Origin of the sequence: Bacillus sp. C30 (genome assembly GCF_040838255.1) — a bacterium.
Classification (GTDB): Bacteria; Bacillota; Bacilli; order Bacillales; family Bacillaceae_G; genus Bacillus_A; species Bacillus_A mycoides.
Genome location: NZ_JBFPJH010000051.1, coordinates 1 through 17,288, shown reverse-complemented (window position 1 = coordinate 17,288; position 17,288 = coordinate 1). Strand labels below are relative to the sequence as shown.

The window sequence follows — 17,288 nt, the reverse complement described above, 5'->3', positions numbered from 1 at the left end:
ATGATAAACAATATAAAATGTAATTTGTTCTATTTTTAGGAAATGACTTGTCGCTATTCTAATGATAGTAGAATGGCTATATATTAGAGTATCGGTAATGCAACCAATAGAGATGGCATCCTTTGTAGAATATCTTTTGTTTATATTTCAAATTCAATTTGCATAAGGAGTGTGTGAAATGAATCGGGAGAAAAGTTCTTTATACGAAGAAAAATCTGAACATTATTATAATGCGATAAACCCTAATTTATTTAAGCATATAAAAAAGGAATGGCAAGAAGTTCTTGATATTGGTTGCTCGAGCGGTGCATTAGGAGCGGCTATAAAAGAAAATGGAGCACGTGTATCAGGAATTGAGGCGTTCCCAGAGGCTGCCGAAAAAGCGAAAGAAAAACTAGATCATGTTATTTTAGGTGATATAGAAACAATGGATCTTCCTTATGAGAAGGAACAATTTGATTGTGTCATATTCGGGGATGTATTAGAGCATTTATTTGATCCGTGGGCTGTCATAAAGAAAGTAAAGCCATATATAAAAGAAAATGGTGTGATTTTAGCTAGCATACCAAACGTTGCGCACATTTCAGTATTAGCTCCCTTACTCGCTGGAAATTGGACGTATACAGAATATGGCTTATTAGATAAAACGCATATTCGTTTCTTTACTTTTAATGAAATGCTAAGAATGTTTTTAAAAGCAGGATATTCTATTAGTAAAGTAGATCGTGTATATGTTGATCATAAAATATATGAGCCACTTATTGAAGAGTTATATGGAATTTGTAAAAAGTATCGTCTTGGAAGTGGCTTCATGGCTGAGACAGTTGTATTTCAATATATTATTGAAGCAGAAAAATCACAATTATGAGTGCTGCAGAAAAAACAATATTATTTGTTACATGTATAAATGATCGGAAATTGTATGCACAATGTGCGCGACATATATTGAAATTGGCAGTACCTCCTGGGTATACTATACAATTTATGCCGATTCGAAATGCAAAAAGTATGACGAGCGGATACAATCAAGCCATTTCACATCCAGCGAAGTATAAAGTGTATTTACACCAAGATGTCTTTATTATAAATGGAGCCTTTCTATACGGATTAATTCAATTATTTGAGGAGCATGAACATCTTGGGATGATTGGGATGGTTGGATCCCAATATGTTCCTCCAAATGGTGTATGGAACGAAGGGCGTGGGATTGTCGGGAAAGTCATTGGTTATATGAACGATTTGTTTTATATGGCAAGTTTAGAGCAACCATTTCATGAATCGAAAACATTTATTCCTGTGGAATGTATTGACGGTTTATTGATGGCGACACAATATGATATTCCGTGGCGAGAGGACTTATTTGATGGGTTTGATTTTTATGATGTATCCCAATCTTTTGAATTTAAAAAAGCTGGGTATACAGTCGGTGTCCCTGTGCAGCGTGATGCTTGGTGTATTCATTATCATTTCGATGTAAATATGACGAACTATGAAAAGTATAGAAAAGTATTTGTAGAGAACTATATGTCAGATGTGAATAAGGAAGAATAGAGGGCTACAAAATGAAAGATCATACAATATTAGTCGTTGTTTGTGTAAATAATGAAGAGCTTTTCGAGCAATGTGAAAGGCAAATAAGAAACATTGTTGTTCCCCCTGGCTATGTAGTGCAAATTTTTCCGATACGAGATGCGAAAAGTATGGCAAGTGCATACAATCGAGCACTTTCATATCCGGCGAAATATAAAGTATATATACATCAAGATACTTACCTTATTAATCGTGATATGTTTTGTACCCTCATTTCTCTTTTTAAAGAAAATGAAAAGCTTGGTTTAATTGGAGTAGCTGGTGCTCAGTTTTTACCGAGTAACGGGATATGGTGGGAAGGGAAAAATTTAGTAGGGAAAGTGATTGAGTACAGAAGACAGAATTATCAATTATTAAATTTGGATCAGGGGTTTTATGGAAATCAATCTTTTATGTCAATGCAAGCAATCGATGGTTTACTCATGGCAACGCAGTATGATATTCCGTGGCGAGAGGATTTGTTTCAAGGATTCCATTTCTATGATGTGTCACAGTCTTTAGAATTTCAAAAGGCTGGATATTTAATTGGTATCCCTAATCAAGCAAATCTATGGTGTATTCATTACAACGGAGATGAGTTTGATGCGGATACATATGAGAAATACCGGGAAATTTTTGTGGAACATTATAAAGATGTGCTATCTCCACCATAAGGGAGAGATGAAGGATGAAAGGGATTATTTTAGCAGGCGGGACAGGGTCGAGATTATATCCAATAACGAAAGTAACAAATAAACATTTACTTCCCGTTGGGCGGTATCCGATGATTTATCATGCGGTATATAAGCTGAAGCGATGTGAAATTACAGATATTATGATTATTACCGGTAAAGAGCATATGGGAGATGTTGTGAGCTTTCTAGGAAGTGGTCAAGAGTTTGGTGTATCCTTTACGTATCGTGTGCAAGATAAGGCGGGTGGGATTGCGCAGGCGCTAGGACTTTGTGAAGATTTCGTAGGAAATGATCGGATGGTAGTTATATTAGGAGATAATATCTTTTCAGATGATATTTGCCCGTATGTTGAAGAGTTTACAAGTCAAAAAGAAGGGGCTAAAGTGCTGCTTCAATCTGTAGAAGATCCCGAGCGATTTGGTGTAGCGCATATTAAAGGCCGAAAAATAATTGAAATTGAAGAAAAGCCGAATGAGCCGAAAAGTTCTTATGCTGTTACGGGAATTTATTTGTATGATTCGAAAGTCTTTTCTTATATAAAAGAATTAAAACCTTCCGCAAGAGGGGAACTTGAAATTACAGATATAAATAATTGGTATTTAAAACGAGGAGTACTTACTTATAATGAAATGAGCGGCTGGTGGACTGATGCGGGAACGCATGCTTCTCTTCAAAGAGCGAATACGTTAGCGCGGGATATAAACTTTGGGAAACAGTTTAATGGAGAATAGGTGAAAATATGAAAGTTGTAGAAACAAATTTTACCGATGCGAAATTGTTAGAACCGAGATTGTTTGAAGACGAGCGAGGTTTTTTTACTGAAAGTTATAATAAGAAGATGCTAGAATCGTTAGGGATTACGCATTCATTTGTGCAAGATAACGTATCTTATTCAGCGCATTCGGGGACGATTCGAGGGCTACACTTTCAAAAAAATCCGAAAGCACAAACGAAACTCATTCAAGTTATGCAAGGTGCAATATATGATGTTATCGTTGATTTGCGAAAAGATTCACCTACATTTAAAAAGTGGAGAGGTTATATTTTAAGCGCAGATAATCATAGGCAATTATTAGTGCCGAAAGGATTTGCTCATGGTTTTTGTACAATTGTACCTCATACAATTGTTATGTATAAAGTAGATGAGTATTATAGTGCTGATCACGATTCCGGTTTGCTTTGGGAAGATAAAGAATTATCAATTCCATGGCCGGTAACAAATCCTATCTTGTCCGATAAGGATCGAATATTACCATTACTTCAGGAATATGAAGATAGTTTTTAAGTAGGAGAGTTGTTTATGAATATATTAGTTACAGGTGGAGCTGGATTTATTGGAAGTAATTTCATTCACTATATGTTAAAAAAATATGAAACATATAAAATCATTAATTACGATGCATTAACATATAGCGGGAATTTAAATAATGTAAAGTCTATTCAAGAAAATCCTAACTACTCATTTGTAAAAGGGAAAATCCAAAATGGAGAGCTGCTGGAACATGTTGTTAAGGAGCGTGACGTGCAAGTAATTGTAAATTTCGCAGCTGAATCACATGTGGATCGTAGTATTGAAAACCCAATTCCTTTTTATGATACGAATGTAATAGGTACAGTCACGCTGTTGGAGTTAGTGAAAAAATATTCACATATTAAACTCGTGCAAGTATCAACAGATGAAGTATACGGTTCTTTAGGGAAAACCGGGAAATTTATAGAGGAAACCCCGCTAGCTCCTAATAGTCCATATTCTTCAAGTAAAGCGAGTAGCGACATGATAGCCTTATCTTATTATGAAACGTATCAATTACCAGTTGTTGTAACACGTTGTTCTAATAACTATGGACCGTACCAATATCCTGAGAAATTAATTCCGTTAATGGTTACGAATGCGCTTGAAGGAAAGAAACTACCATTATATGGTGATGGATTGAATGTAAGGGATTGGCTGCATGTAACGGATCATTGTAGTGCAATTGACACCGTTTTGCATAAGGGATGTGTAGGAGAGGTGTATAATATCGGCGGAAATAACGAAAAAACAAATGTAGATGTTGTGGAACAAATTATAAAACTTTTAGGAAAAACGAAAAAAGATATTGAATTTGTAACAGACCGTTTAGGTCACGACCGTCGTTATGCGATTGATGCACAAAAAATGAAGAATGAGTTTGAATGGGAACCGAGGTATACGTTCGAACAAGGATTAAAAGAAACGGTGGAATGGTATAAAAACAATGTGGACTGGTGGAAACCACTAAAAGAAAAGTAAGGGGCATGTAGATGAAAGAACGGATTATCATAACGGGAGCGAACGGTCAGCTAGGGAAGCAACTACAAGAAGAGTTGAATTCTGAGGAATATGACATATATCCATTTGATAAAAAGTTATTAGATGTAACAAATATATCTCGAATTAAGCAAGTGGTACAAGAAATAAAGCCACATACAATTGTTCATTGTGCAGCGTATACGAAGGTAGATGGTGCTGAGAAAGAACAGGATCTTGCTTACTTAATAAATGCGATTGGAGCTCGAAATGTAGCGGTTGCTTCACAATTAGTAGGGGCTAAGTTAGTGTATGTCAGTACTGATTATGTATTTCCAGGTGACAAACCGGATGGCTATCATGAATTTCATAATCCAGCACCGATAAATATATATGGAGCTTCTAAATTTGCAGGAGAGCAGTTCGTAAAAGAGTTACATAATAAATATTTTATAGTTCGTACATCGTGGTTGTATAGTAAGTATGGAAATAATTTTGTGAAAACGATGCTACGATTAGGAAAAGAGAGAGAAAACATATCTGTTGTAGCTGATCAAGTTGGTTCTCCTACGTACGTGGCGGATTTAAATATGATGATTAATAAGCTCATTCACACTTCTTTATACGGTACGTATCACGTATCCAATAGAGGATCATGTTCTTGGTTTGAATTTGCCCAAAAAATATTTTCGTATGCAAATATGAAAGTGAATGTATTACCTGTTTCAACTGAAGAATTCGGATCGGCGGCTGCGAGACCAAAATATTCTATCTTTCAACATAACATGCTACGATTAAATGGTTTTTTACAAATGCCTACTTGGGAAGAAGGATTAGAAAGGTTTTTTATAGAAACAAAAAGTCATTAACAAATTTATGTTAGTGACTTTTTTGTTTGCCTTTAAGAGGTTTTATGGTACTATAATTATAGTATCAGGTACTAATAACAAGTATAAGCATTTCTGGGAGGATATATCATGGAACTATTACAAGGGAAAACATTTGTTGTTATGGGCGTTGCGAACCAAAGAAGTATTGCATGGGGAATTGCTCGCTCTTTGCATAATGCAGGTGCAAAATTAATCTTCACATATGCAGGAGAGCGTTTAGAAAGAAACGTTCGTGAATTAGCGGACACATTAGAAGGACAAGAATCACTTGTATTACCTTGTGATGTAACGAATGATGAAGAACTGACAGCTTGCTTTGAAACGATTAAGCAAGAAGTTGGTACAATTCACGGTGTAGCACATTGTATTGCTTTTGCAAATCGTGATGATTTAAAAGGCGAATTTGTAGATACTTCTCGCGATGGATTTTTACTTGCACAAAATATTAGTGCATTCTCTTTAACAGCTGTAGCAAGAGAAGCGAAGAAAGTGATGACAGAAGGCGGAAATATTTTAACTTTAACATACCTTGGCGGCGAGCGCGTTGTGAAAAACTATAACGTTATGGGTGTTGCGAAAGCTTCATTAGAAGCTAGCGTGAAATATTTAGCGAACGATTTAGGACAACATGGCATTCGCGTTAACGCTATTTCTGCAGGACCAATTCGTACGTTATCTGCGAAAGGTGTAGGCGACTTTAACTCAATCTTAAAAGAAATTGAGGAGCGCGCACCACTTCGTCGTGCGACGACTCCAGAAGAAGTTGGAGATACAGCAGTATTCTTATTCAGTGATTTAGCACGCGGAGTAACAGGTGAAAACATTCATGTTGATTCAGGATATCATATTTTAGGATAAATATAATAGGAATTAAAGTTTAAAAAGGACAGTCTCTAAACGTTGAGACTGTCCTTTTTAATTGTTCTCAGAAAGAACGATTTTTAACGAAAGTTCTAGCCACGTTATGAATATAACTATAATAGTACACGATTTATCCAGCTACGTATGGAAGTGGGAGGGACGAGTGTGAAGAATAAAAATAAAAGTTCAACAGTTGGAAAACCGTTGTTATATATTGCACAAGTAAATTTAGAACTCGCTGCACCGAAAATAAAAAGAATTATTTTAACGAATTTTGAAGATGAGGATCAAAAAGAGCAAAGTAATAGAAATGAAAGTATTGTAAGTAGTGCTGTGGAAGAAGTGGTAGAACAAGAGAAACAAGAACCACGAGAGGAGCCTCAAGTGGAGGTGGAAGAAAAAGTAGAGGAAGAGCAAGTGAGAACGGTCCCTTACAATAAATCCTTTAAGGATATGAATAATGAAGAAAAAATTCATTTTTTATTAAATCGTCCTCATTACATTCCGAAAATAAGATGTAGAATAAGAACGACGACCGTCTCATATATAGGATCGATTATATCTTACCGTAATGGCATTGTATCCATTATGCCACCAAATAGTATGAGAGATATTCGATTATCTATAGAAGACATCAAATCGATTGATATGGCCGGCTTTTAAATATGTAAAGGTGGTAGAAAGCTTCTACCACCCCAATAGTTTTTTAGTTTACTTAACTATAGAAACGTCGCGTAAGCACTGAATAGCACAGAAGCAGCTTAAATCAACAGTAATGCAAGTAGATGTCGAGATTAATCTTGCATTTGGTATAGCTAAAAACGTACAAATTGGATCGTCGCCAGGTGGTACAGGAGACCCATCACCTAATACTACAGTTAACACACGTAGGACAGCACAGCTATCGTCATCTACGCTTTCTACACGGAAAATTGGAGATTGGCAGTTAGTAAGGCTTGAAGATGGTGCAAATGCTTCAAATGGCGTTCCAGCTTTTGTGTATAAAATAAAAGGGCGTGTATTTGCTACTGCTGCAGTATTGTGTGCTCCTAAAAATGGAATTTCACAACCAGAACCACATGTTGAACTAGAGCAGTCTTGTAGTTCATTGATGAATTTTACGACGTCAACTACGCAGTGAGAAGAGCTATGGTGTTTATTTTCGTTACAACTCATTAATGTCACTCCTTATCTTCTTGTTTGTATTTACATTAATAAGATATTGGAGTGGGGGAGATTTGGTCACAATCTTAAGACCTTTTTTTTAAAATAGGCTAAAGAGGATAGGGAAGGTGGAATTATGTTATTTACAAGCTGGCTTTTATTTTTTATTTTTGCGCTAGCTGCATTTAGGTTAACTCGTCTTATTGTTTATGATAAAATTACAGCTTTTTTGCGAAGACCGTTTATTGATGAGTTAGAGATTACAGAGCCTGATGGAAGTGTATCGACTTTTACAAAGGTGAAAGGGAAAGGATTAAGAAAGTGGATTGGAGAATTATTAAGCTGCTATTGGTGTACAGGTGTGTGGGTTAGTGCTTTTTTATTAGTTTTATATAAATGGATTCCTATTGTTGCAGAGCCTGTACTAGCATTATTAGCCATTGCAGGTGCAGCGGCGATCATTGAAACAATTACAGGATATTTTATGGGAGAATAATAAAGTGAAAATTTAATCAGTGTGGGGCATCCCCCGCTAATTATCAGCCTTCACCAATCGGGATAAATCTTCATGATGTTAGAAAAAGCGGAGTTTAAGAGGATGCGGGAACGGAAATAAAGAGTTGTTCATATAGTAAATAGACAGAATTGACAGTAGAGGAGATGTTTGCTGTGAGCAATAATCCAAGGCAAAATTCATATGATCTACAGCAGTGGTATAACATACAGCAACAGCAACAGGCATATCAAGAACAGTTACAGCAACAAGGGTTTGTGAAAAAAAAGGGATGCAACTGTGGGAAAAAGAAGAATACAATAAAACAATATGAAGAATGAAACACTCATGTTACGGTGAGTGTTTTTTATTGTAAAAATAAAAAGCGGTATTTCAATTAAGAAATACCGCTTTTTACTAGCTAATTTGTGCAACTGTTAATGCTGCAGCACGGATGTCTACAGTTCCAAGCAGTTCAACTGGTACAATTTGAATTAAGTCACCAGGGTTTAAGTTAATAAGAATAACACCACTGGATACGTCTACTTCACCAGTACCAATAACGTTAGAGCGAACCGCTGTACCTGATCCAGGAATAATGTTAGCTGGTGTACCTAATGATAAGAAGAAACGACCAGCTTCTGGTGCAGTAGGAACGTTATCAAGACTGATCGTTAATGTATAACTGATTTGATAAATACCAGCTACTTGAATTCGAATACCGTCTCCGACACTTACTGTATTATTTATTACAGGAACAGTAATATTTGGGTTTGGACTTACGCTAGGTAATAGTAGTGGTGTGAATAGTGAAGCGAACTGAGGTGCAGAAGCGTTGAAAGCAAAACCGAAGGCAGGTAGTGTACTAGCTGGTTTCGCCTCACAATCAATGTTATTAAATTCGCAATCAGAAGAGAACATGTTTTTCACTCCTTTATCTGTTTCTACTTTTAGTTAATGAAAAGGACAGGTTCTATGTTCTAGACAAGTTCCCAATTTTATAAAAAATACATAATAATACCTTTTAAGCATGGATTGGGTGGCAGAATCATCTGCCACCCAATCCATGCTTAAATTAGTATTCAGTTTTATATAGAAACATCGCGTAAGCATTGAATAGCGCAGAAGCAACTTAAATCAACAGTAATACAAGAGGAGGTTGATACTAATCTTGCATTTGGTACAGCTAAAAATGTACAGATTGGATCGTCACCAGGTGGTACAGAGGTACCATCACCTAAAACTACAGTTAATACACGCAATACAGCACAGTCATCATCATCTATACTCTCTACACGGAAAATTGGAGATTGGCAGCTAGTAAGGCTTGCAGATGGTGCAAATGCTTCAAAAGGTGTTCCAGCTTTTGTGTATAAAATAAAAGGACGTGTATTCGCTACTGATGCAGTGTTATGTGCTCCTAAAAATGGAACTTCGCAACCAGATCCACATGTTGTGGTTGCACATTCTTGTAGTTCATGTATAAAACGAACGACATTAGATACACAGTTGAAATCACAATCATGGTGTTGATGATCTTCATTACAATTGCAGCTCATTATGTTCACTCCTTATCGTGAGTTCTGACATACACTATTACAATATGAACGGGATATGGTTGATATTACGTTAATTCTCAGGATAGAAACAGGGAATTTATATAGAGGGGATGTACATATCGTGATATGGAAAAAAGACACCCATTATTTAATGGATGTCTTTTCAGGTAAATCTTTTTGCGTAGTATATAGAAAACGAGATATATCTAGTTTCTTTCCTCTGAAAAATTGCGGGGAGGAAATGTAAAGTTCTTCTTTTGCGCGTGTAATGGCGACATAGAGTAATCGTCGTTCTTCTTCTAATGCTTCAGAAGTCTCCGTCACACGGTCATTTGCATCTTTTAAAGAAGAAGTATGCGGCAATATACCATCGCTTGCTCCGAGTAAAAAGACGCATGGAAACTCAAGGCCTTTCGCGTTATGAATTGACATAAGCGATACAGCATCTTTTTGCGGCATTGTTTTTAATGTTTCCATTTCTTTTTGACCTTGAATGGCCTCGTTAATAAATTGTAAGTAAGCTGGAATATCCGTAAAGCGAGTTGCTGATTCCATTAATTCTTCTAACATTTCTTCTTGTATGTCCTTATGCATCGTAAAGGAAGAACGATCATTACTTTGTAAGTACTCTAAATACTTTCCTTTACCATGAATAATTTCCTTCAATGCTTTTTTCGGTTCAAGTTCTTTTATAAACTTAATAAAATCGATTCGCTCATTTACTTTTTTAACTTGAAAAGGTTTCAAGCTTGGGTTTAGTAATAGAAAATGAAGAAGAGAAGGGAAACGGCCCTCACCATATTTCCATTGTTCACGTTCAATAAATGAAATGCACTCATCACGGCCAATATACATTGTTGGTAATATATTTGAAAGTGATTCGAGGCGGAACGGTTCAAGCACGAGTCGTAAGTGATCTAATACGGGCCTAATTAAAGAATGTTCGTAGAACGATTGGCTCGCTCCATGTTTAATAAATGGAATCTTATGAATTGTAAGCTGATCAAGTAAAGAACGGCTTACAGAATGTGTACGATATAATAAACAAAAATCTTTATAATTTCGTTCACCACTATCTACTTTTTCCTGAATGAGTTGCAAAATTTGATTTGCTTCATCAAGAGTTGTCGCAGGTCGTGCATAAAACGGCTGTATGCCATCGTTACGAACAGAATATAGCTCTTTATCAAAACGTTCTTGATTGAGCTTAATAACTTCATTTCCAAGTCCTACGATAAATGGATTAGATCGATAATTCGTATTAAGTGCGATAATCGTAGTATTATCAAATTCCTTTGGAAAAGATAAAATAATTTGGTGACTTGCCCCTCGCCAGCCGTAAATCGCTTGATCGTCATCACCTGCGATAAATAAATTATTTCTCGGCGTGGCTAACAATTTTACAATTTCATATTGTGCATACGACGTATCTTGAAACTCATCTACTTCAATGTAATGAAAACGCTCTTGTAATTGAGTAAGCAGGGGAGCGTTATTTTCTAACATATAATACATTTCTAATAAGATGTCGTCAAAATCGATATAATTGTGTCGTTGTTTTACCTCTTCGAAACGTTCGTATACTTCTTTGAACTCTTGTTCAACCGGTGTTTTCGCTTTTACATCTTTCGGACGATTCAATTTGTTTTTCTCAAGTGAAATCATAGCGAGTATCGTTTCGGCATCATAATCGTCTTTTAAGCGCAATTCTTTCAAAATTTTCTTTATCATAATTTGTTTATGTTTTTCATTTGCTAAAATTTGCTGATTATATCCTTGACTACGAAGCAATTTTAAAAAGACAGAGTGGAATGTACCAGCAACGACATAGCTACTTGCGGCATGATTCATACCAGGTAAATTCGCTACACGGCTTCGAATTTCTTCAGCTGCTTTTTGTGTAAACGTCAGCAGCAAAATATTTCGCGGATGGACATGTTTTACATTAACTAAATAACCAACGCGAGTTGTTAAAACAGATGTTTTACCACTTCCAGCACCAGCTAGTGTAAGGACAGGTCCTTCTGTCGTTTGCACTGCTTCTAACTGTTTTTCATTTAAATAAACACCTTGCTGTTCTAAAGCGCGGAAATACGCCGCATCTGCATCTTCTTCCATAATTAAATGGGTAGATGTTTTCGGAATATGATACGTCGCTTGCGGAATACCAGCGTGTGTTAACGATTTTTGTGAAAATTTTTCTTGTGTCATATATTCACCTTCAAAACTATAGCATCAACATTTAACTTTAGCGGAAGAAAAAGAAAATAGCAATGTAAAAAACAGGAGGGGCTACCTCCTGCTACAAAATTACCCCGCTATTTGCGGGCAGTAAAACTCTCACCTCAAAATTCAGGTGCCCGTAAACGCCCGATTGGTGAAGGCTAATAATCAGTGGGGGATGAACAAAACCCCCACTGATTAAAGTTTCACTTTATAATTCTTTTATCATTACGACGTGCGGGATATTTGCTTCCATAAACACATCAGAAGCCGTCACGTATCCTAGCTTTTTATAGAAAAATTCAGCATGTGTTTGAGCATGGAGTTTCAATTTCGGTAGAGACTCTTCCTTCGCATACGCTTCAAGTGCATCCATAATGATTTTACCAATGCCTTTTTTACGATGTGAAGCTAGTACGCAAATGCGCTCCATTTTTCCTATTCCATCAACGATGCGGAAGCGACCAGCACCAACTGGAACATCATTATCATATATAACAACGTGTGTTGAAATCTCTTCAAACTCATCATACTCTTCTTCTGCAGAAACACGTTGCTCATTCACAAATACTTGTTTACGTACAGAGAATGCATCTCTTAGTTGTTCGTCCGTTTGTACGATTTGTGCGTGCAAATTAGTTGTTCTCCTTTCCGAGGTGGAATGTTTCATGTACAGTCCACGTTCCATTTTCTAATTGGTATAGAAGGTGGAAACGATCGATTGGTTGCTCATAATAGAAATCTTTCATACGTAATCGACCTAATACATCAGCGTGCTCTGCGTCTGATAAGTCTTGACCGATTGTTAAATGAGGTACGAAAGAGTACTCGCGCTCTTGTGTAAAGAAACCATTATGCATTTCTTCATTTAAGAAAGTAAGTTCAGGTGTTTTTTCTACTTTAAAATAAAGAACATTATTAACAGGTGCGAATGAACCGACTTTCCCAACATGAAGGGTGAAAGGGTTCGTTTTATTTGCGATTGTATGTAACTCATTCACAATCGATTCTAATTGTTCATCTTGCGTCTCAAAGGGTGTTTTCAATGTAATATGTGGCGGAACTAATGCGTAATGCGGATCATAACGTTTACGTAATCCGTTCGCTTTATCTTGAATCATTTTTGATGGGAAAATTACAATTCCTAATTTCATGTTCCAATTCCTCCCTTTGCAAGTCTAGTTAGATTTTGAGAATAAATCTCTTTATCTATTATATCAAATTATTCTGAATACCGCTCTCTATTATTTCATTGATAGAATATGAGAAAATGCTTTTGGTAAATCTGCTTGCCAATATTTCCATGTGTGATTCCCTTCAAACTCTTCATAATGCGTGATGAAATTTCTATCTGTAAGTAGTTTATTTAACTCGCGATTTGGTTCTACGAAATCAGATACTTGTCCGTCTGTACGCTTGACAGCTGTTTCTTCGGTCCCAATTACGTGATAAAGATCTAGCGCCCCCGGATTTTTGAAATCTTTTGCTAAGTTCATGACTGTTTCATCAACAAATGGTGATTGCATAACGACCTTACCGAATGTATGCGGATACATAAGTGCGGTCATGAAGGAAACTGTACCGCCGAGAGAATCTCCAATTAAAACGCGTCCTTTACCCATTTGATACGTTGGATAATTTGCATCAATATATGGAGCAAGCTCATGAGCAAGGAAACGAATGTAAGCAGCATTCTTTACATCATTTGGGAAATATTTTTCCTTACGATCGTGTACATTTTTATATGGAATACCGACAATAATTGTGCGGTCGATTTCTTCAGTTTCACGAAGACGCTCAATTACACGGTGCGCTTTACCAAGCTGAAAATAATCTCTACCATCTTGTGCAATAACAACCGTATGCTTATGGAGAGGTGTGTAATTTACTGGTAAATAAACAAGAAGTGTAAGCTCCTCTTGAAGTGATGTACTAAAAAATGAAATTTCTTCAATTCTCCCTATTGTTTGATTCATGTATATCCCCCTAAATAAAAATTTACTGTAATGATTGTAAGAGCAACGCTTGTAGTGAAAAGGAAAGAAATAATCACTAATAGGTGCCTTAATTTCTATTTTACCATAATGGTACGAAGAATCTAAAAAATTAGTATTTAAGTTGTGAAAGAAAACGGATATAATGAAGTGGGATTTTTTACAGGTGAGAGGGGAGACAGGATTTGAAACAAGAAAGATCAATCGCACTACCACTAGCAATTTCCATTATAGCAATTTCATTCGCAGCTGTTTTTGCAAAGATGTCCTCAGCACCATCTTCCGTTTTAAGTATGTATCGATTATGGATTATCGTACTTATTATGCTGCCGATCGTTTGGAAAAAACGGGAAGAGTTTAGTAGGATTCAAATAAAAGATTGGGGATTTTTAATTGGATCTGGTTTCTTTTTAGCTCTTCATTTTCTTCTATGGTTTGAATCCTTAAAGCATACGACAGTTGCTAGTTCGACGATTATTTTAGCACTTCAACCAATCGTATCTTTAGTGGGAGGTTTTTTCTTATTTAAAGAAAGAACAACCTATTCAGCAATTGCGACGATGGGAATTGCGATACTAGGCGTAATGTGTATTGGCTGGGGAGATTTAGGGCTAAGTGAGCAAGCAATTTATGGGGATATATTATCCTTTTTAAGTGTAATAGCAGTTGTCGGTTATTTATTTATCGGACAAACGACAGTAAAGAAAGTATCTCATTGGATTTATAGTTTCACTGTATTTGCCTTCGCTGGTATATTTATAGCGATTTATAACGTTATACTTCAAGTGCCATTTACAGGCTATACGAAGTGGGATTGGAGTATTTTTCTTTTACTTGCGATTGTACCGACAGTGTCACACGTCATTAATAATTGGTTATTAAATTACGTAAATGCAACAACGATTTCAATGAGCATTTTAGGAGAACCAGTTGGGGCATCTATACTAGCGTTCTTCTTACTTGGAGAAAAATTAAATGCAATGCAAATTATCGGTAGCATGCTCGTATTGTTTGGTGTATCTGTTTTCTTACTACAGCAACAAAAGCGAACAGCAAAAAATGTGGTGAACGAACCGGCTTATACACAGGAATTATAACGAGTTTATTCTAATATACGAAAAGAGAAGTTATTGGTAACTTCTCTTTTTTTTGTTCCATGCAGAAAATAAAACAGATTAATAGGGGGAATTCCCGCCATGTAGCATGAAAAAAGATAATATATAGTGGAGTTACATCATACGTTTCTCATACAAATATAGAGGGGGAAGGAGAGACCAAATGAAAGAGATTTTAATGAAATACATGACAAATCTTACAACATTAAGTGAAGAGCAGCAGCGCATGATCGTAGAAGAATTACAAATTGAAGAGTATAAAAAAGGAACAGTGCTCTTAAGACAAGGAGATGTTCCGTCTAAATGTTATTTTGTATTAAAAGGATGCGTGAGGCAACATTGTATAGATGAATCTGGAAAAGAAGTTACATCAAATTTTTATACAGAAGAACAAGCAATCGCAAATTTCAATCATCATAAACAAGATAAATTATCCCCACATACGTTAACGTGCCTAGAAGATTGTCTAGTTGTAGTTGGCGATCTGTATAGTGAAAAGGACATGTATAAGAAATATTCACAGTTAGAAGAAATGACGCGCCAAATGATTGAATACAATTTTGGTGAAGTACAAGAAGAACTTACATTATTTATTACATCGACACCAGAAGAGCGCTACAAATCATTATTACAAAAACGACCGCATTTAATCGATCGTGTTCCTCAATATCAATTGGCAAGTTATCTAGGTATTACGCCAGAATCATTAAGCAGAATTAAGAAACGACTCAAACAGTAGAGTTTTTTCCACCTCTAAGCAATAGCCATATACTAAATCCTAGTTCACCTGTGATCATCGGTAGTTGAAAGACAACGTTAAGAATGGAAATAATCGCATCATATTGTGAAAACATCGTATTCATTACGTTAATGATGATATAGCCGATTGCAGCAATGAGCAGTAATATACTAATAGTCTTCGGTATGTTTTTAGATTGAAAGGTTACGTATCCTAAGGTGAGAAGATGTAAGCCGAAAATGATTAATCCTACAGACCAAATGTATTCAAAAGCTTCTAGAAATAACATTGTATATGCTTCTGAATTAGCAACTGTGCTTTTTGAAAGAAGTAATACAAATGTTAAATTGAATATAGCAATACCAAGTATAGCTGTATACATAAGACGAAGACAGGTAGCTAGCAATGAGAGGCTAGTATGGATAGGTTCTAGAAAGAAATAAAGAGCCCACGAGGCGATAATATCCGTAATAAAAATGATAATCCATCCGAAAATTTCTGCTTTGAAAAGTGAACTTGAAGTTTGAATATTATGGAGTGTCGTGCTCGCATTACTTGATACAACGAGATTTCCGTGAACAAAACCGTAAGAAAAAAATGCAGTGAATGCCATGATAAGAAGAGAAGTGCCTGCAAATAAGGCAAAATTTCGCTCAGTCATAATACGTCCTCCTATTCTAATGTTGTTTTCATTGTAATAGAGAAGAGGAGGAGATTCATTGACTTAAATCAAGGGAGAGGAAGTTTAGTGGAATTTCCATCAAAAAAAGATGTATGGTTATATCCGATTTTTTTCGTTGTCATTGGAGCGTGTTTTGCTCCCATATTTGCAGGGAGAGAATATTTTCTCTTATTTTTTACAATTCCGTTGGCTATACTGTTTAGTTGGAGTTGGTTTTCAACAAAATATATCGTTAAGGAAGAAAAAATTATAATTACATCAGGTCTCGTTAAAAAACGTATATTTATCCGAGACATAAAACGAATTTCCAATACAAAAAATCCAATCGCAGCTCATGCACTATCATTCGATCGATTAGAAATTGTTTACGGATCATATGAAACAGAACTTATTTCTCCAAGAAATAAAGAAGAATTTATTTTGTTGTTAAAAAGAAAAAATCCTGGGATTGAAATAAAGTAAGAGAGTGGATTCATATCTACTCTCTTTATGTCACTTTGGATTTGTCATATAAGGTTGCACGTGAACGACACATAAGTCGCGGAATTTTCCTTCAGCAGTTGTGACAATTACGACTGCTCTTCCTGCACTTTTTCCAGTAATCGTTACTGTCTCACCTTTCGGATAGATGGTGATGACGTCGGAGTTCATATTTGTCCAAATAAGCTCTTGATTCTTTGCCTGCATTGGCAAAACGGAAGCTGATAAATCGGCACTTTGTCCGGTTTTTATTTTAAGCTTATTTTTCTGTATATGAATACCAATTACAGATATAACAGAAGGAGCAATTGAAATTTTGGATGGATTAGGTTGTATGTTTAAACGAGAAGTAGAAGTGTTTGTGATAGGTGAAAATTTTCTTATATGTTGTTGCTGTAAAGATGCTAACATTGTGGAGTCCCCTTTCTGTATAGGTGTCGATACTAATAATATAAAGGAAGAATGTTATAGTAAATTTAACAAAACATAAAGAAATTGTTAAATTCGAGAAGAATATTGTCGAAATGCGGTTAAAAGAAAGCTCTGCTGTTATCG

At 35.9% G+C, this 17,288-nt stretch carries 23 protein-coding genes; 14 read left to right on the top strand and 9 right to left on the bottom strand.

Features of this window, described 5'->3' with window-relative positions; genetic code table 11:
• Positions 1-178 precede the first annotated feature (178 nt).
• The 9 genes from AB3X49_RS08315 (at position 179) to AB3X49_RS08275 (ending at position 6,947) form a co-directional block, all read left to right on the top strand.
• A complete protein-coding gene (locus tag AB3X49_RS08315; protein WP_002125965.1) occupies positions 179-868 on the top strand; it encodes a class I SAM-dependent methyltransferase in 690 nt (229 codons plus the stop codon).
• A complete protein-coding gene (locus tag AB3X49_RS08310) occupies positions 865-1,551 on the top strand; it encodes a glycosyltransferase family protein (RefSeq protein WP_002140852.1) in 687 nt (228 codons plus the stop codon). Before AB3X49_RS08315 ends, AB3X49_RS08310 begins: the two co-directional genes overlap by 4 nt.
• A gap of 11 nt (positions 1,552-1,562) precedes the next feature.
• Complete coding sequence (locus AB3X49_RS08305) at positions 1,563-2,243, top strand: glycosyltransferase family protein (RefSeq protein WP_367961477.1); 681 nt, start codon at positions 1,563-1,565, stop codon at positions 2,241-2,243.
• Between the two features lie 14 nt (positions 2,244-2,257).
• Positions 2,258-2,995, top strand: coding sequence for a sugar phosphate nucleotidyltransferase (locus AB3X49_RS08300; protein WP_193652798.1), 738 nt, complete (start codon positions 2,258-2,260; stop codon positions 2,993-2,995).
• Positions 2,996-3,003: 8 nt separating this feature from the next.
• Positions 3,004-3,549 (top strand): dTDP-4-dehydrorhamnose 3,5-epimerase, encoded by a 546-nt coding sequence (rfbC, locus tag AB3X49_RS08295; RefSeq protein ID WP_002134993.1) that lies wholly within the window; start codon positions 3,004-3,006, stop codon positions 3,547-3,549.
• 15 nt (positions 3,550-3,564) lie between these two features.
• Positions 3,565-4,536, top strand: a complete 972-nt coding sequence (gene rfbB, locus AB3X49_RS08290) for a dTDP-glucose 4,6-dehydratase (RefSeq protein ID WP_367961475.1) — start codon at positions 3,565-3,567, stop codon at positions 4,534-4,536.
• Positions 4,537-4,547: 11 nt separating this feature from the next.
• On the top strand, positions 4,548-5,402 hold the full coding sequence (gene rfbD, locus AB3X49_RS08285) for a dTDP-4-dehydrorhamnose reductase (protein ID WP_367961472.1): 855 nt from the start codon (positions 4,548-4,550) through the stop codon (positions 5,400-5,402).
• Positions 5,403-5,510: 108 nt separating this feature from the next.
• Entirely contained in the window at positions 5,511-6,281 is a 771-nt protein-coding gene (fabI, locus tag AB3X49_RS08280; RefSeq protein WP_098778124.1) for an enoyl-ACP reductase FabI, read from the top strand.
• A gap of 147 nt (positions 6,282-6,428) precedes the next feature.
• Entirely contained in the window at positions 6,429-6,947 is a 519-nt protein-coding gene (locus tag AB3X49_RS08275) for a CotO family spore coat protein (protein ID WP_002030408.1), read from the top strand.
• A 48-nt stretch (positions 6,948-6,995) separates the two neighbouring features.
• Here the strand turns inward: AB3X49_RS08275 and exsY are convergent, their stop codons facing one another.
• Entirely contained in the window at positions 6,996-7,460 is a 465-nt protein-coding gene (gene exsY, locus AB3X49_RS08270) for an exosporium assembly protein ExsY (RefSeq protein WP_002140857.1), read from the bottom strand.
• Between the two features lie 124 nt (positions 7,461-7,584).
• On the opposite strand from exsY, the gene AB3X49_RS08265 reads away from it, so the two are divergent.
• Complete coding sequence (locus AB3X49_RS08265; protein WP_000899658.1) at positions 7,585-7,944, top strand: DUF1360 domain-containing protein; 360 nt, start codon at positions 7,585-7,587, stop codon at positions 7,942-7,944.
• 164 nt (positions 7,945-8,108) lie between these two features.
• Complete coding sequence (locus AB3X49_RS08260; RefSeq protein ID WP_367961469.1) at positions 8,109-8,282, top strand: cytochrome C oxidase subunit III; 174 nt, start codon at positions 8,109-8,111, stop codon at positions 8,280-8,282.
• Between the two features lie 76 nt (positions 8,283-8,358).
• Here the strand turns inward: AB3X49_RS08260 and exsF are convergent, their stop codons facing one another.
• From exsF to AB3X49_RS08230, 6 genes are all read right to left on the bottom strand, one after another.
• Positions 8,359-8,862, bottom strand: a complete 504-nt coding sequence (gene exsF / locus AB3X49_RS08255; protein WP_002011391.1) for an exosporium protein ExsF — start codon at positions 8,860-8,862, stop codon at positions 8,359-8,361.
• A gap of 167 nt (positions 8,863-9,029) precedes the next feature.
• Positions 9,030-9,500 carry a spore coat protein CotY gene (cotY, locus tag AB3X49_RS08250; protein ID WP_002011392.1) on the bottom strand — a complete coding sequence of 157 codons (471 nt, stop codon included), beginning with the start codon at positions 9,498-9,500 and terminating at the stop codon, positions 9,030-9,032.
• A 144-nt stretch (positions 9,501-9,644) separates the two neighbouring features.
• Positions 9,645-11,711, bottom strand: coding sequence for an ATP-dependent helicase (locus tag AB3X49_RS08245; protein ID WP_367961466.1), 2,067 nt, complete (start codon positions 11,709-11,711; stop codon positions 9,645-9,647).
• Positions 11,712-11,934: 223 nt separating this feature from the next.
• Positions 11,935-12,357, bottom strand: a complete 423-nt coding sequence (locus AB3X49_RS08240) for a GNAT family N-acetyltransferase (protein WP_002064289.1) — start codon at positions 12,355-12,357, stop codon at positions 11,935-11,937.
• Position 12,358: 1 nt separating this feature from the next.
• Positions 12,359-12,877: a YjcG family protein gene (locus AB3X49_RS08235; RefSeq protein WP_002011397.1), complete on the bottom strand. Its 519-nt coding sequence runs from the start codon at positions 12,875-12,877 to the stop codon at positions 12,359-12,361.
• A gap of 90 nt (positions 12,878-12,967) precedes the next feature.
• Positions 12,968-13,699, bottom strand: coding sequence for an alpha/beta hydrolase (locus tag AB3X49_RS08230; protein WP_002030493.1), 732 nt, complete (start codon positions 13,697-13,699; stop codon positions 12,968-12,970).
• 203 nt (positions 13,700-13,902) lie between these two features.
• Between AB3X49_RS08230 and AB3X49_RS08225 the strand changes: the two genes are divergently transcribed.
• Together AB3X49_RS08225 and AB3X49_RS08220 are read left to right on the top strand one after the other, a co-directional pair.
• Entirely contained in the window at positions 13,903-14,814 is a 912-nt protein-coding gene (locus AB3X49_RS08225; protein WP_002030492.1) for a DMT family transporter, read from the top strand.
• 181 nt (positions 14,815-14,995) lie between these two features.
• The gene (locus AB3X49_RS08220) at positions 14,996-15,571 is read left to right on the top strand and encodes a Crp/Fnr family transcriptional regulator (RefSeq protein WP_002064291.1); all 576 of its coding nucleotides are present in this window, start codon (positions 14,996-14,998) and stop codon (positions 15,569-15,571) included.
• Here AB3X49_RS08220 and AB3X49_RS08215 read toward each other — a convergent pair.
• Positions 15,561-16,232 (bottom strand): DUF4386 domain-containing protein, encoded by a 672-nt coding sequence (locus AB3X49_RS08215; RefSeq protein ID WP_367961462.1) that lies wholly within the window; start codon positions 16,230-16,232, stop codon positions 15,561-15,563. The two genes, AB3X49_RS08220 and AB3X49_RS08215, sit on opposite strands and share 11 nt — an antisense overlap.
• An 87-nt stretch (positions 16,233-16,319) precedes the next feature.
• Between AB3X49_RS08215 and AB3X49_RS08210 the strand changes: the two genes are divergently transcribed.
• Positions 16,320-16,715, top strand: coding sequence for a PH domain-containing protein (locus tag AB3X49_RS08210; RefSeq protein WP_367961460.1), 396 nt, complete (start codon positions 16,320-16,322; stop codon positions 16,713-16,715).
• A gap of 30 nt (positions 16,716-16,745) precedes the next feature.
• Here the strand turns inward: AB3X49_RS08210 and AB3X49_RS08205 are convergent, their stop codons facing one another.
• The gene (locus AB3X49_RS08205) at positions 16,746-17,144 is read right to left on the bottom strand and encodes an Ig-like domain-containing protein (protein ID WP_002064293.1); all 399 of its coding nucleotides are present in this window, start codon (positions 17,142-17,144) and stop codon (positions 16,746-16,748) included.
• Between the last annotated feature and the right edge of the window lie 144 nt (positions 17,145-17,288).

Coding starts and splice junctions, on each gene's coding strand:
- AB3X49_RS08305 (WP_367961477.1), top strand. CDS start 1,563: ATGAAAGATCATACAATATTAGTCGTTGTTTGTGTAAATAATGAAGAG.
- cotY (WP_002011392.1), bottom strand. CDS start 9,500: ATGAGCTGCAATTGTAATGAAGATCATCAACACCATGATTGTGATTTC.
- fabI (WP_098778124.1), top strand. CDS start 5,511: ATGGAACTATTACAAGGGAAAACATTTGTTGTTATGGGCGTTGCGAAC.
- AB3X49_RS08315 (WP_002125965.1), top strand. CDS start 179: ATGAATCGGGAGAAAAGTTCTTTATACGAAGAAAAATCTGAACATTAT.
- AB3X49_RS08310 (WP_002140852.1), top strand. CDS start 865: ATGAGTGCTGCAGAAAAAACAATATTATTTGTTACATGTATAAATGAT.
- exsF (WP_002011391.1), bottom strand. CDS start 8,862: ATGTTCTCTTCTGATTGCGAATTTAATAACATTGATTGTGAGGCGAAA.
- AB3X49_RS08245 (WP_367961466.1), bottom strand. CDS start 11,711: ATGACACAAGAAAAATTTTCACAAAAATCGTTAACACACGCTGGTATT.
- AB3X49_RS08205 (WP_002064293.1), bottom strand. CDS start 17,144: ATGTTAGCATCTTTACAGCAACAACATATAAGAAAATTTTCACCTATC.
- AB3X49_RS08275 (WP_002030408.1), top strand. CDS start 6,429: ATGGAAGTGGGAGGGACGAGTGTGAAGAATAAAAATAAAAGTTCAACA.
- AB3X49_RS08220 (WP_002064291.1), top strand. CDS start 14,996: ATGAAAGAGATTTTAATGAAATACATGACAAATCTTACAACATTAAGT.
- AB3X49_RS08300 (WP_193652798.1), top strand. CDS start 2,258: ATGAAAGGGATTATTTTAGCAGGCGGGACAGGGTCGAGATTATATCCA.
- rfbD (WP_367961472.1), top strand. CDS start 4,548: ATGAAAGAACGGATTATCATAACGGGAGCGAACGGTCAGCTAGGGAAG.
- AB3X49_RS08215 (WP_367961462.1), bottom strand. CDS start 16,232: ATGACTGAGCGAAATTTTGCCTTATTTGCAGGCACTTCTCTTCTTATC.
- rfbB (WP_367961475.1), top strand. CDS start 3,565: ATGAATATATTAGTTACAGGTGGAGCTGGATTTATTGGAAGTAATTTC.
- AB3X49_RS08235 (WP_002011397.1), bottom strand. CDS start 12,877: ATGAAATTAGGAATTGTAATTTTCCCATCAAAAATGATTCAAGATAAA.
- AB3X49_RS08265 (WP_000899658.1), top strand. CDS start 7,585: ATGTTATTTACAAGCTGGCTTTTATTTTTTATTTTTGCGCTAGCTGCA.
- AB3X49_RS08260 (WP_367961469.1), top strand. CDS start 8,109: ATGTTTGCTGTGAGCAATAATCCAAGGCAAAATTCATATGATCTACAG.
- exsY (WP_002140857.1), bottom strand. CDS start 7,460: ATGAGTTGTAACGAAAATAAACACCATAGCTCTTCTCACTGCGTAGTT.
- rfbC (WP_002134993.1), top strand. CDS start 3,004: ATGAAAGTTGTAGAAACAAATTTTACCGATGCGAAATTGTTAGAACCG.
- AB3X49_RS08230 (WP_002030493.1), bottom strand. CDS start 13,699: ATGAATCAAACAATAGGGAGAATTGAAGAAATTTCATTTTTTAGTACA.